Annotated in this window: 18 protein-coding genes; 12 read left to right on the top strand and 6 right to left on the bottom strand. The window is 59.5% G+C overall.

Annotated features, from left to right (window positions below; translation table 11 throughout):
* Nucleotides 1-321: 321 nt before the first annotated feature.
* The 3 genes from rplS (at nucleotide 322) to ACSBLW_RS09850 (ending at nucleotide 1,449) form a co-directional block, all read left to right on the top strand.
* Nucleotides 322-696: a 50S ribosomal protein L19 gene (gene rplS, locus ACSBLW_RS09860; protein ID WP_435260086.1), complete on the top strand. Its 375-nt coding sequence runs from the start codon at nucleotides 322-324 to the stop codon at nucleotides 694-696.
* Between the two features lie 14 nt (nucleotides 697-710).
* Nucleotides 711-932, top strand: coding sequence for a 50S ribosomal protein L31 (gene rpmE / locus ACSBLW_RS09855; RefSeq protein WP_331796212.1), 222 nt, complete (start codon nucleotides 711-713; stop codon nucleotides 930-932).
* A gap of 88 nt (nucleotides 933-1,020) precedes the next feature.
* Nucleotides 1,021-1,449, top strand: coding sequence for a hypothetical protein (locus tag ACSBLW_RS09850; RefSeq protein WP_435256457.1), 429 nt, complete (start codon nucleotides 1,021-1,023; stop codon nucleotides 1,447-1,449).
* Between the two features lie 175 nt (nucleotides 1,450-1,624).
* Here ACSBLW_RS09850 and ACSBLW_RS09845 read toward each other — a convergent pair whose 3' ends face one another.
* Nucleotides 1,625-2,104: a rhomboid family intramembrane serine protease gene (locus tag ACSBLW_RS09845; protein WP_435256456.1), complete on the bottom strand. Its 480-nt coding sequence runs from the start codon at nucleotides 2,102-2,104 to the stop codon at nucleotides 1,625-1,627.
* A gap of 125 nt (nucleotides 2,105-2,229) precedes the next feature.
* On the opposite strand from ACSBLW_RS09845, the gene ACSBLW_RS09840 reads away from it, so the two are divergent.
* Entirely contained in the window at nucleotides 2,230-3,039 is an 810-nt protein-coding gene (locus tag ACSBLW_RS09840; RefSeq protein WP_435256455.1) for a division plane positioning ATPase MipZ, read from the top strand.
* Here the strand turns inward: ACSBLW_RS09840 and ACSBLW_RS09835 are convergent.
* Nucleotides 3,023-3,175, bottom strand: a complete 153-nt coding sequence (locus ACSBLW_RS09835) for a hypothetical protein (protein WP_435256454.1) — start codon at nucleotides 3,173-3,175, stop codon at nucleotides 3,023-3,025. The genes ACSBLW_RS09840 and ACSBLW_RS09835 overlap by 17 nt on opposite strands.
* A 178-nt stretch (nucleotides 3,176-3,353) precedes the next feature.
* Here ACSBLW_RS09835 and ACSBLW_RS09830 point away from each other — a divergent pair, with 178 nt between their 5' ends.
* Nucleotides 3,354-4,865, top strand: coding sequence for a malonate--CoA ligase (locus tag ACSBLW_RS09830; protein ID WP_435256453.1), 1,512 nt, complete (start codon nucleotides 3,354-3,356; stop codon nucleotides 4,863-4,865).
* A 79-nt stretch (nucleotides 4,866-4,944) separates the two neighbouring features.
* On the opposite strand, the gene ACSBLW_RS09825 is transcribed toward ACSBLW_RS09830, so the two are convergent.
* Entirely contained in the window at nucleotides 4,945-5,283 is a 339-nt protein-coding gene (locus ACSBLW_RS09825; protein WP_435256452.1) for an ArsR/SmtB family transcription factor, read from the bottom strand.
* A gap of 264 nt (nucleotides 5,284-5,547) precedes the next feature.
* On the opposite strand from ACSBLW_RS09825, the gene ACSBLW_RS09820 reads away from it, so the two are divergent.
* The 5 genes from ACSBLW_RS09820 (at nucleotide 5,548) to ACSBLW_RS09800 (ending at nucleotide 8,170) form a co-directional block, all read left to right on the top strand.
* Nucleotides 5,548-5,886, top strand: coding sequence for an AtpZ/AtpI family protein (locus tag ACSBLW_RS09820; RefSeq protein WP_435256451.1), 339 nt, complete (start codon nucleotides 5,548-5,550; stop codon nucleotides 5,884-5,886).
* A 2-nt stretch (nucleotides 5,887-5,888) separates the two neighbouring features.
* Nucleotides 5,889-6,650: a F0F1 ATP synthase subunit A gene (locus tag ACSBLW_RS09815; RefSeq protein ID WP_435256450.1), complete on the top strand. Its 762-nt coding sequence runs from the start codon at nucleotides 5,889-5,891 to the stop codon at nucleotides 6,648-6,650.
* 50 nt (nucleotides 6,651-6,700) lie between these two features.
* Entirely contained in the window at nucleotides 6,701-6,940 is a 240-nt protein-coding gene (locus ACSBLW_RS09810; RefSeq protein WP_435256449.1) for a F0F1 ATP synthase subunit C, read from the top strand.
* Between the two features lie 98 nt (nucleotides 6,941-7,038).
* Complete coding sequence (locus tag ACSBLW_RS09805) at nucleotides 7,039-7,608, top strand: F0F1 ATP synthase subunit B' (RefSeq protein WP_435256448.1); 570 nt, start codon at nucleotides 7,039-7,041, stop codon at nucleotides 7,606-7,608.
* Nucleotides 7,609-7,615: 7 nt separating this feature from the next.
* The gene (locus tag ACSBLW_RS09800) at nucleotides 7,616-8,170 is read left to right on the top strand and encodes a F0F1 ATP synthase subunit B (protein WP_435256447.1); all 555 of its coding nucleotides are present in this window, start codon (nucleotides 7,616-7,618) and stop codon (nucleotides 8,168-8,170) included.
* A gap of 60 nt (nucleotides 8,171-8,230) precedes the next feature.
* Here the strand turns inward: ACSBLW_RS09800 and ACSBLW_RS09795 are convergent, their stop codons facing one another.
* From ACSBLW_RS09795 to ACSBLW_RS09785, 3 genes are all read right to left on the bottom strand, one after another.
* Nucleotides 8,231-8,998, bottom strand: a complete 768-nt coding sequence (locus ACSBLW_RS09795; protein WP_435256446.1) for a FadR/GntR family transcriptional regulator — start codon at nucleotides 8,996-8,998, stop codon at nucleotides 8,231-8,233.
* Nucleotides 8,999-9,120: 122 nt separating this feature from the next.
* A complete protein-coding gene (locus tag ACSBLW_RS09790) occupies nucleotides 9,121-9,777 on the bottom strand; it encodes an OmpA family protein (protein WP_435256445.1) in 657 nt (218 codons plus the stop codon).
* Nucleotides 9,778-9,887: 110 nt separating this feature from the next.
* A complete protein-coding gene (locus ACSBLW_RS09785) occupies nucleotides 9,888-10,745 on the bottom strand; it encodes a bifunctional helix-turn-helix domain-containing protein/methylated-DNA--[protein]-cysteine S-methyltransferase (protein WP_435256444.1) in 858 nt (285 codons plus the stop codon).
* Between the two features lie 104 nt (nucleotides 10,746-10,849).
* Between ACSBLW_RS09785 and nth the strand changes: the two genes are divergently transcribed.
* Both nth and ACSBLW_RS09775 read left to right on the top strand, forming a co-directional pair.
* Entirely contained in the window at nucleotides 10,850-11,494 is a 645-nt protein-coding gene (gene nth, locus ACSBLW_RS09780) for an endonuclease III (protein ID WP_435256443.1), read from the top strand.
* Nucleotides 11,491-12,474, top strand: coding sequence for an adenosine kinase (locus ACSBLW_RS09775; protein WP_435256442.1), 984 nt, complete (start codon nucleotides 11,491-11,493; stop codon nucleotides 12,472-12,474). The genes nth and ACSBLW_RS09775 overlap by 4 nt, the downstream gene beginning before the upstream one ends.
* The last annotated feature ends 42 nt before the right edge of the window (nucleotides 12,475-12,516 follow it).

Here is a 12,516-nt window from a genome sequence, read left to right as displayed (position 1 = left end):
CCGCGACTAACTCATTGATTTTGCGTCCGTTTAAAAATGTCCCCGACGGGGACGCTGTTTTTGCGGCCCTGATCATGCCTCTTGACCCCGCCTGATGCTCCCCCTATACGCGCCCGGTCCGGGGCAGGAATGCCCATCGGACCCGATTCCCTATGCCCGCGCCGGGTTCCTTCCCCGGCCATCACGGGGCGGACGGGGCGGCATCAAAAGGAAAGCAGGCCTGATCTCTGGCGGGCGCCCCGTGGCGGACCCGATGAAGACCAAGAGCTCTCTGGCGGCATCACCTCTGCGGAAAACCGCAGGCAAAATGGAGACTGGCGCATGAACCTCATCGCCCAACTCGAAGCCGAGCAGATCGCTGCGCTTGGCAAGACCATCCCGGACTTCAAAGCCGGCGACACCATCCGTGTCGGCTACAAAGTGACCGAAGGCTCGCGTTCGCGCGTCCAGAACTACGAAGGCGTCTGCATCAGCCGCCGTGGTGGCGCGACCATCGCCGCTTCGTTCACCGTCCGCAAGATTTCCTTCGGCGAAGGCGTGGAACGTGTGTTCCCGCTCTACTCGACCAACATCGACTCGATCGAAGTGGTCCGTCGCGGCCGCGTCCGTCGCGCCAAGCTGTACTACCTGCGCTCGCGTCGCGGTAAGTCGGCTCGTATCGCCGAAGTCACCAACTACAAAGAAAAGTCTGAATAAGAGGAGCCAAGACGATGAAAGAGGGCATTCACCCCGACTATCACTTCATCGAAGTGAAGATGACCGACGGCTCCACCTACCGGACCCGTTCGACCTACGGCAAAGAAGGCGAAACGCTGGCACTGGACATCGATCCGCTGGCACACCCCGCCTGGACCGGCCAGTCGGCCAAGCTGCTGGACACCGGCGGCCGCGTGTCGAAGTTCAAGAACAAATACGCTGGCCTCGGTTTCTGAGATCCGCGACAGTTTTCGGAAAAGGGCGTGCCACAAGCGCGCCCTTTTTCATTTGCGGAACAGGGGCGCTGCATGACAGTCTTCCCCCATGCGTTGCGTTCTCATCCTTGCCCTTCTTACCGCAGCCCCGGCCTTGGCCGAGGGCGACATCTTCTCGCGCCTGGAAGGCGTCTATGGCGCGGCGGAAGATGAAGAACTCTCCTGCGCAACAAACCCACATCGGCTGAGCTTTATGCAAAGCCCGCCACATGGCTTTCTGAAATGGAAAGAGGAATGGGTGCAAAGCGGCGGTTTGCTCTCTGATATCGCGGTCTATGACCTGATCCAGGTCACCGATGCCGAGGTGGTGATGCGTCTTGAAGGCGAACACCTTCGCACCGAGGCAGGAGATCGGGTGTTCTGGATCATGCGCCCGAATGAAGATTTCACAGGTTATTGCTGGGGCCGCACCGATTGGCCCGTCGTCCGCTGCGTCTGGCCTCAGGTCCGCTGCCCGAACGAGGCCCCGACCTCTTGAGGAACCGGGGCAAGGCGTCTTGGGATAAAAGCGGCCAAGGCCAGCCCTGCCACAAAGCCCCAAAAGTGCAGATCCTAGGCAAACCGGGGCCCAAACTGGCTGATAAGGAACAGGTTAACCGCGACAACGAAGGAAGGGATCAGCAGCGACGGCCATACCCGCCGGAACGCGCCGCCTACGCGGTCCTGAAACGCCCATACCACCCAAAGCCCGAACAAAAAATGCATCCCGCCAGATGCCCCGATGGTTGTTGGGCCGGGGGCGTGCTGATCAGATGAAGAAGGCAGGACATGACAAGACCGGAAAGGTAATCCGCAACCGTCCAGACACCTCCCACCCGCCGAGCCGTGATCCACCACAGAGGCACAAAGAGCACCAAATTGTTCACAAGGTGCGACGGGCCCATGTGCACAAAGCCATAGCTGAACAGCCGCAAAAATTCCGGATTGAAGCGCTCTCCTGAACGGATCGCTGCTTGCAACGCCCAGACATCTGCGCCCCAGTTCAAAACATAGGCAGACTTCAACTCGGCAGCCGCCTTGGTCTTTGCATAGGCAGCGACATGCAGCGTTGGAAGCGCTGTAAGCACTGCCAGAAATGCGATCAGGGCAAGATCGGTCAGTCTGATCTTAGGATAGAAAAGCCGCCGTCTCATCTAGGGAATTCCTTGACCAAATCACCAAAAGGGCTTTCCCTTTCGCCCCACACTTGCCAATAGAGGGGCGAAAGACCGCGCTGGCAAGACCTGCCAGCGGCAAGACATAAAGGCGTGGAAAGTCCATGGCGCATATCATCGTCACCGGGAACGAAAAGGGTGGCTCCGGCAAATCGACCACCTGCATGCATGTGGCCACGGCTCTGTGTCGGCTTGGCTTCCGTGTCGGTGCGCTGGATCTGGACCTGCGGCAAAAGACCTTTGGCCGCTATGTCGAAAACCGCCGCGCCTATATGGCCCGCGCCGGTCTGGACCTGCCAACGCCTGATTACCGCGATCTGCCAGAGATTGACCCGGCCACGTTGCAACCGGGGGAAAACCCCTACGACGCGCGCCTGTCGGCGGCCGTTGCGGCGCTGGACCCGATTTCTGACTTCATCCTGATCGACTGCCCCGGCAGCCATACGCGCCTGTCACAGGTGGCCCATAGCCTTGCTGATACGCTCATCACTCCGTTGAATGACAGCTTTGTGGATTTCGACCTTTTGGCGCGGATCGACCCCGAGACGAACAAGGTCAAGGGCCCGTCAATCTATGCGGAGATGGTCTGGAATGCCCGGCAGTTGCGCGCCCAAGCCGGACTGAAACCGATTGACTGGATCGTGTTGCGAAACCGCATGGGCGCCCAGCAGATGCACAACAAGCGCAAGGTTGGCGCGGCTTTGGAAGAACTGTCGCGCCGCATCGGTTTTCGCGTGGCCCCCGGTTTTTCCGAGCGGGTCATTTTCCGCGAGTTGTTCCCCCGCGGCATCACCCTTCTCGACCTCAAAGATACCGGCGTTGACCAGTTGAATCTTTCCAACATCGCAGCGCGTCAGGAAGTGCGTGACTTGATGCGGGAATTGAACCTTCCCGGCGTCACACCTGACTTCTGACGAAGATCGACCCTTTGGGTTGGTGCCGGGACTCGCGGCTTTGCAGGCGCGTCAGGCGCAGGTCAAAGGCCTCGGACGTTTCAGCCTTGGGGGCGAACAGCCCGAACTTGCTAAACAGGGTGAAAATCAAAGCCATCTCGGCCTCCCGCGCGCTAAAACCTTTGTTCAACTGCCCCTGAGAGACAAGATCACTCGCCCATGGGGCGAAATCTGGGCAAGCTGTGGACGCCCCGGTGGCAGGGTGGAAACGGATTGTTGCCGGACTTGAGCTTAATTGCGCGGGCTGGCAGATAGGGGGCAGGGAGACAAAAACCATGAGCAACCTGCTGTTTGATACCCTGTTCGGGCCCTTGGCCGGACAGTCGCGCGACCTGATCCATCTGGCCGATGGCCGACGGATTTCCGCGGCCGACTTTTTTGACCTGACGTCGCGCTTGGCCGGGGCGCTTGTGACCTTGGGTGTGGAACCGGGCGATCGGGTCGCCGTGCAGGTTGCGAAATCACCCGAGGCCTTGGCGCTATACGGAGCGACGGTGGCTGTGGGTGCAGTGTTTTTGCCGCTGAACACGGCTTACACGCCGACGGAGGTTGACTATTTCTTGGGTAATGCGACGCCCCGCGTCTTTGTTGCCGACCCCGCCAAGGCCGAAGCCCTGAAGCCCATTGCTGAACAGAACCGCGCCCAGCTTGTGACGATGGGGGCAGACGGGGCTGGCGGGTTGATGGACAAGGCCAAGGATCAATCTGGCCAGTTTACGCCCGTTGCGCGCACAGGCCGCGATCTTGCCGCGATCCTTTACACCTCGGGAACCACAGGGCGGTCAAAGGGCGCCATGCTCAGCCATGAGAACCTTCTGTCGAACGCGCAGGTTCTGGCGGATCTTTGGCGCTTTACTGATCAGGACGTGCTTTTGCACGCACTGCCGATTTTTCACACGCACGGGCTTTTTGTGGCCTCGAATGTCAGCCTTCTGACCGGCGGCCAGATGATCTTTCTGCCCGGGTTCGATTTGGAGCAGGTGATTGCAGCCCTTCCGAAGGCCACGACGATGATGGGCGTGCCGACCTTTTACACCCGCCTATTGGACGATCCGCGCCTGACGCGTGATCTTGTCGGCCATTTCCGTTTGTTCATCTCTGGTTCGGCACCGCTCTTGGCCGAAACCCACATCGCTTTCGAGGAACGCACTGGTCTGCGCATCCTTGAACGTTATGGCATGACCGAAACCAATATGAACACTTCGAACCCCTATGACGGCGAGCGGCGTGCCGGTACGGTCGGACGCCCGCTTCCGGGGGTTGAACTTCGTATCATGGCTGAAGGTCGCGAGGTCGGCCAAAATGAGGTTGGCGTGATCGAGGTGCGTGGCCCGAACGTGTTTCAGGGCTATTGGCAGATGCCGGAAAAAACCCGCGAAGAACTGCGGGATGACGGCTGGTTCATCACGGGCGATCTCGCGACCCGCGACGCCGATGGCTATGTCACCATCGTTGGCCGCGCCAAGGATCTGATCATCACCGGCGGCTTCAATGTTTATCCAAAAGAAGTTGAAGAGGTGCTGGACACGTTCCCCGGTATTCTGGAAAGCGCGGTCGTGGGTCTTCCCCATCCCGATTTCGGCGAAGGCGTATTTGCTGTTCTCGCCCGCCAAAAAGGTTGCGAGATCGACCTGACCGCCGTGAAAGCCGCCGTGGCCGAAAATCTCGCCAAGTACAAACATCCAAAATCGTATGTTGTCGTTGATGCCCTACCGCGCAACACCATGGGAAAGGTGCAAAAGGCAGAACTGCGGAAAACCTTCGGAGACACCTTTACACAAGGCTGATGCCTTTATTTTGGCCGAAATATCCCGGGGGAGTCGCTTTGCCGTCGGCAAAGCGGCGGGGGCAGCGCCCCCGGCGAGGTCACGCCTCGGCGCTGTCTTCGCGCAACTCGCTGCTCAAAAACCGCTCGAAGTCATCCAGATCCACAGGATCGAACTGACCGAAGCCCTGCATCCAGACACTTGCCTGCTTCATCGCATCCGGCTCCAGTTTGCACCAGATCACCCGGCCGCGCTTTTCGCGGCTGATCAGCCCGGCTTCGGCCAGAACGTTCAGATGTTTTGAAATCGCGGCGAGACTCATTTCAAAGGGCGCGGCCACATCGGTCACCGCCATATCGTCTTCCAGAAGCATCGCAAGGATCGCCCGGCGAGTCGGGTCGGCAAGGGCTGCGAAAGTGATGGAAAGCGGGTCGGACATGGGCCCAATCCTAGGCCAGATTGGCCCGAAAAGGTCAACTGCCCGGTTGAGCGTTTCAGACCAAAGACGCAGGCCTGCATAAGATCAACCAGATGGTTGAATATGGGAATTCCGCGATTTTTGCACCTTTAGCCCCTGCGACACAGCGCCATTTCGCCGTAACATGCTGAAATTCATGCATTAACTGATCCATCACGGCTTATTGACTCAGGGCCGCCAAGGCATTAGCACCCGGCTCAACATTCTTCATGGGATATCCGACCTGTGTCTGACCCTGATCTGACCTCTGACAAGGACCGTCTCAAGGACCTTGAGGCCCGGATCGCAAAGGCCAAGACCTCTAAGGAAGACGTCCACCACATGAAGAAAGACTATTCTCAGGCGCAGTTGGCCTGGCGGATGGTCATCGAGCTTGTGGCTGGTCTTGGGATCGGCTTTGGCATCGGATACGGGCTGGATACTCTGTTGGGGACCATGCCGTTCTTTCTGGTGCTGTTCATAGGGTTCGGCTTTGCCGCAGGGGTGAAAACCATGCTGCGCTCGGCCAAGGAAGTGCAAGATCGCCGGTTGGCCCAAGAGGCTGCCGAAGCAAAGGAAGACTGAACGTGGCAACGGAAGCGAATACCGAAGAAGGTTCGGCACTGGTTTTTCACCCGCTGGATCAGTTCATCGTAAAGCCGCTCTTCACCAATGATGGTGTGGTGCACTGGTACACCCCGACGAACGTGACCCTGTGGATGGCTCTTGCTGTTCTGGGCATCGTCGCTTTGTTCGTGATCGGCACCCGTGGTCGCGCCATCGTGCCGACCCGTGTGCAGTCGGTTGCCGAGGTCATGTATGGCTTCGTCTACAAGATGATCGAAGACGTTACCGGCCATGACGGGGTGAAGTACTTCCCCTACATCATGACGCTGTTCCTCTTCATCCTGTTCGGAAACTTCCTCGGCCTCTTGCCGAAGTCGTTCACCACCACCTCGCACATCGCCGTGACGGCCGTTCTTGGCTTTGGCGTGTTCATCGTGGTCACCGCAATCGGCTTCTTCAAGCACGGGATGCACTTCCTCGGCCTGTTCTGGATGTCGGATGCGCCGCTGATCCTGCGCCCGATCATCGCGATCATCGAAGTCATCTCGTACTTCGTGCGTCCGGTCAGCCACTCGATCCGTCTTGCTGGCAACATCATGGCCGGTCACGCCGTTATCAAGGTTTTCGCCGGCTTCGCAGCGATTGCAGCGATCAGCCCGGTCTCCGTGGCCGCCATCACGGCGATCTACGGTCTCGAAGTTCTCGTGGCCTTCATTCAGGCCTACGTGTTCACCATCCTGACCTGCGTCTACCTCAAGGATGCTCTGCATCCGGGCCACTAAGACGTACGTCTTTCAACCAAATCTCGCATTCCATCGTAAGGAGCACAAAAATGGAAATCGCAGCTGCAGCAGCAATGGGCAAGTTCATCGGCGCCGGTCTGGCCGCCATCGGTTCGGGCGCCGCTGCTATCGGTGTTGGTAACGTTGCTGGGAACTTCCTCGCCGGCGCCCTGCGCAACCCGTCGGCCGCTGGTGGCCAGACCGCGACCCTCTTCATCGGTCTCGCCTTCGCAGAAGCTCTGGGGATCTTCGCGTTCCTCGTCGCCCTGCTGCTGATGTTCGCCGTCTAATCCAGACTTCGAATCCTTACGAAAGGGGGGCGCGCCATACCTTGGCGCCCCTTCCGAGTCTCTAGGGGCGAAGTTCAAAGGGTCCGACGGAGGACAAGATGTCTACTGAAACAACCGCTACAGACGCGGCACATGGCGCGGCCCAAGTGGGCACCTGCGTCAATGAGCATGGCAGCGCCATCGGCATGCCGCAGCTCTGCGTGGACTGGATGCCAAACCAGGTTTTCTGGCTGGTCGTCACGCTGGTCGTGATCTTCCTCGTCCTGTCGCGCATCGCCCTTCCGCGCATTGGCGCGGTTTTGGCCGAACGTCGTGGCACGATCACCAATGATCTGGCCGCTGCGGAAGAGCTGAAGCAAAAGGCCGTCGAGGCTGAGAAGGCCTATCACGACGCACTGGCCACTGCGAAGGCAGAGGCGAACAAGATCGTGGCTGACGCCCGTGCCGAAATCCAGAAAGAACTGGATGCCGCCACGGCCAAGGCCGATACCGAGATTTCGGCAAAGGCTGCTGAATCGGAAGCCCGCATCGCGGAAATCCGCTCTGGCGCACTGGAAGCCGTGACCGAGGTCGCCAAGGAAACCGCCAAGGAACTGGTCACCGCTTTGGGTGGCAAGGCCGATGCGCGTTCGGTGACCACGGCAGTGACCGCAAGGCTGAAAGGGTAAGACGATGATGAAATTTGCATCCGTTCTTCTTGCCCTGACCGCAACGCCGGCTCTGGCTGCCTCGGGTCCGTTCTTCAGCCTGAAGAACACCGACTTCGTGGTGATGATCTCGTTCCTCGTGTTCGTCGGTATCCTTGTGTACTTCAAGGTTCCCGGCATGATCGCCGGCCTGCTGGACAAGCGCGCCGAGCAGATCAAGACCGAACTGGAAGAGGCCCGCGCCCTGCGCGAAGAGGCCAAATCCCTGCTGGCCTCGTATGAGCGCAAGCAGAAAGAGGTCAAGGAGCAGGCCGACCAGATCGTCGCTGCCGCAAAGTCGGAAGCAGAAGCCGCCGCCGCCCAGGCAAAGGTTGATCTGAAGAACTCGATCGCGCGCCGTTTGGCCGCCGCCGAAGAGCAGATCGCCGCCGCCGAAGGCAGCGCCGTTCGCGAAGTGCGTGAAAAGGCGATTTCGATTGCCGTTGCCGCCGCTGGCGAAGTGCTGGCCAAGCAGATGACAGCCGAAGGGGCCGCGGCCTCGATCGACGCCGCCATCGCGCAGGTTGATGCCAAGCTGCACTGATCTGACCTGATCAGACGAAACAAAAAGAACCGGCCCATGGGCCGGTTTTTGCTTTTCAGGTCAACGCCGTTGTTCGTGTTCAAACCTTTGGCGGGCGATGGCCTCGTTCCGTTCCGCCTTCACCTGTTCCGACAAAGACTGCTCGACATAGCTCAGATGTGCCTCGACCGCCGCGCGGGCAGCAGCAGGATCACGGTCTTGCAGCCCCTTGTTGATCGCGCGATGCTGATCCAGCAGCGTGTCCCGCGTCGTGCGGTTCTTGAACATCATCTGACGATTGTAGAACACGCCCTGCTTCAGAAGATCATACATAGACCGCATCATATGCAGCATGATGACGTTGTGACTGGCCTCGATGATGGCCAAATGAAACTCTGCATCTAGGCTGGCTTCGTCGGTCGGGTCGCGCTTTAGATGCGCGGCCTCCATCTTCTGGAAAATAACATCGACCACCTTCAAATCCGTGTCCGACCCAAGACGCGCTGCCCGTTCGGCAGCCAGTCCCTCCATATCCCTTCGGAACGCGATGTAGTCGAACACCGCCTCGTCATGCGTCGCGAAAAGCTGGATCAGCGCCTCTGAAAAGGCCGAGCCCAGAACTTCGGCCACATAAATGCCAGCACCGGCCTTGCTGACCAAAAGCCCACGCTCCTGCAAATCCGCAACGGCATCGCGCAAAGAGGGGCGCGAAACACCCAGTCGGTCTGACAATTCACGCTCTGACGGAAGCCGTTCTCCCGGACGCAAAATGCCACGCAGGATCAACTGCTCAATCTGACGAACCACGGATTGAGACAGCTTTTCTGTTTGGATTTTCATGAAGGGCATCTTCGAGCACTCGCTTGGATTGGTCAAAATCTATGACCACAGCAGCGCCACGACAAGGAGAAACACGCAGAAACGAAAAAGGGCTGGCGTATAGCCAGCCCTTTCGCGAAACGGACGACCGCTTACTGCGTCGGGCGGATGATGATTTCCACGCGGCGGTTCTGCGCACGGCCCTGCGGGGTCGCGTTCGAAGCGATCGGCTGGTCGAATCCACGTCCAATCGTGGTGATCCGGCCATAGGGCACGCCATTCTGATTCAGGACGCCAGCGACCGCATTGGCGCGGCGTTGCGACAGATCATAGTTATAGGCGGCGCTGCCGGTATTGTCGGTATGGCCGACAACTTCGATCCGGCTGTTTGGATAGCGGATCAGGCTTTGTGCCACGCTGCCAAGATCGGCGCGAAGGTCCGGGCGGACCGAAGCGCTGTCGACGGCAAACAGCAGATCCTGCGGCATGTTCACGGTCAGATAGCTGCCGTGGTTCGTCACCGTGACGTTCGGGTTGCTGATCGACCCGCGCAGTTCCGCCGCCTGCTGGTCAAGCGATGCGCCAATAGCACCACCGATTGCCGCGCCGATGGCGCCGCCAACAACGGCCTTCGCCAGCTTGTCATCACCCTTGGCATTGGCCCCGGCCAGAGCGCCGGCCAAACCGCCAATGATCGCGCCGTTCTTGGCACGCGCATTCGGATCGTCGGGATAGGCATTCGGGTCCACACAGGCCGTCAGCGCCATCAACGACGCGGTTGCGACCAGAAGGGGGGTCTTGAAAATCATGTCTGCCGCCTCTTGCATTTCATCCCCAGTCCTTGCCGGGGTCACTCTGTTATACCAACGCAAGAGAGAGCCAAACAGTTCCCACGCCTTTTTCAGCAATGTTTCGCCGATCACATTCCGGTGTCATGTGCGTCTGACCGCGCGGATTCCCAAGCCAGCAAAGCCCGCTTGACCGGCAGCCCCCAATGATAGCCGCCAAGGCCGCCCCCCTTGCGCAAGGCACGATGACAGGGGATCAGCCAAGAAATCGGGTTGCGCCCCACGGCTGTGCCAACCGCCCGTACCGCCTTTGGGTGCCCGATCCCCTCGGCGATGTCGCCATAGGTGGTGACATGCCCCGAGGGGATTTTCAAAAGCGCCTCCCAAACCTTGATCTGGAACGGAGCACCGATCAGGTAAAGGGGCGCTTTCGCTGCGTCCTCTTTCGCGCCAAACGCGGCCAGCACCCAAGGTCGCAGCATCATCGGGTCTTCGACGAAGTTGGCCTTTGGCCAGCGTCGTAACAGGTCGGCAAAGGCCTCTTCTTCCCCCATCTCGGCGGCAAAGCCCATGCCGCAGATGCCTTTTTCGGTGCCCATAACGATCGCCGGGCCAAACGGGCTTTCGAACCAACCCCAATAGATCGTCAGACCTTCCCCCTGACGCGCATAATCGCCCGGCGTCATTGCCTCCCATGTCAGGAACAGATCATGTAACCGGCTGGTTCCGGAAAGCCCGACCTCGCCCGCCGTTTCCATCAGCGACAACCGCGTTTCCAAAAGCCGCTTGGCGTGATCCAAGGACAGGTATTGCTGATAACGCTTTGGGCTGACCCCAACCCACTGGCTGAACACGCGCTGAAAATGCGCGGGGCTCATGCCCATCTGGCTGGAAAGCGCGTCCAGCGTCATTCCCGGCCCGCCGTCATCAATATGCCGCAGCGCACGGGCAATCACGTTGTAATGGTATTCCGGCGAAAGATCGGTCATCTGAAGTCTCCTTGCCCTGACAATAGGGGCACGCCCCGCCTTCTGCGACCCGAATCCTGCGCCAAAACGCTTGTCCGTTCCGCGGCTTTGTGGTCCATGAACGCATGGCAAAGCAGCTTGATTATCACGCTATGAAGGCGATCTTCACCCGGTTCCAACAGGCGGAGCCGGAGCCGAAGGGGGAATTGGAACATACCAACGCCTTCACGCTGTTGGTCGCGGTCGCACTGTCGGCCCAAGCCACGGATGTGGGCGTGAACAAGGCCACCCGCGGACTTTGGCCCGTGGCCGACACGCCTGCCAAGATGCTGGCTTTGGGCGAGGAAGGCCTGATCGAAAAGATCAAGACCATCGGCCTTTACCGCAACAAGGCCAAGAACGTCATCAAGCTCAGCCAAATCCTGCAAGACAACTATGGCGGAGAGGTTCCCTCCAGCCGCGCTGCCCTGCAATCCTTGCCGGGGGTCGGGCGCAAGACTGCCAATGTCGTTCTGAACATGTGGTTCCGCCAGCCCGCGCAGGCCGTCGACACCCATATCTTCCGCGTAGGCAACCGCACCGGCATTGCGCCCGGAAAGGACGTTGATCAGGTCGAACGCGCCATCGAAGACCACGTTCCCGCCGAATTCCAGCAGCACGCGCACCACTGGCTTATCCTGCATGGCCGGTATATCTGCGTCGCGCGCAAACCCAAATGCAGCATCTGCCCGATTTCGGAATGGTGCCAGTTCGAGGACAAGACCCCATGAAAAAGTATCAGGCCGTCGGTATCGGCAATGCCATCGTTGATGTGCTTTCGCCCGTCGATGACAGTTTTCTGGAACTGATGGGGATCGAAAAGGGCATCATGCAGCTGGTCGAGCGCAAGCGCGGCGAGTTGCTTTATGCTGCCATGAAGGAACGCACGCAGGCCCCGGGTGGCTCTGTCGGCAATACCATTGCGGGCCTCGGGAACCTTGGCCTTCGTACGGCCTTTATCGGCCGCGTTCATGATGATGCGCTTGGCCGCTTCTTTGAACGTGCCCTCAATGAAAGCGGCACCGATTTCCCGAACCCTCCGGTTCCGGGGGGCGAGCTTCCGACCTCGCGCTCGATGATCTTTGTCTCGCCCGATGGTGAGCGGTCGATGAACACCTACCTTGGCATTTCGTCCGAACTTGGCCCCGAAGACGTCGCAGATGACGTGGCAGGGCAGGCCGAGATCTTGTTCCTTGAGGGGTATCTTTACGACAAGGACAAGGGCAAACAGGCTTTTGAACGCGCCGCACGTCTCTGCCGTCAGAACGGCGGCAAAGCTGGTATCGCGCTTTCAGATCCGTTCTGCGTCGACCGCCACCGTGACGACTTCCGGCGTCTGGTCAAGGAACTGGATTACGTCATCGGCAACGAACATGAATGGGCCTCGCTCTATCAGACCGACCTGTCTTCAGCTTTGGAACAAGCCGCGCAGGATGCGGGTCTGGTTGTCTGCACCCGCTCTGGCCATGACGTGATCGTGGTGCGCGGGGATGAACAGGCCGTGGTCCCGGTCAAGCGGGTTGTCCCGGTCGATGCGACAGGCGCAGGCGATCTTTTCGCCGCAGGCTTCATCTATGGAATGGCCACGGGCCAAAGCCTTGAAACCTCGGGCCGGATGGGCTGCGTTGCCGCGGCCGAGGTCATCAGCCACTTTGGCGCCCGCCCCGAAGCTGACCTGAAAGACCTGTTCCACAAGAACGGCCTGATCTGACCCGCAGACCTAGCCGTTCATCCGTCTTGACCGAAGAGAGAA

It is taken from the genome of Thioclava sp. FR2 (assembly GCF_051200875.1).
GTDB lineage: Bacteria > Pseudomonadota > Alphaproteobacteria > Rhodobacterales > Rhodobacteraceae > Pseudotabrizicola.
Note: the sequence above shows the minus strand (reverse complement) of the source record. Positions and strands in the feature narration are given on the sequence as shown.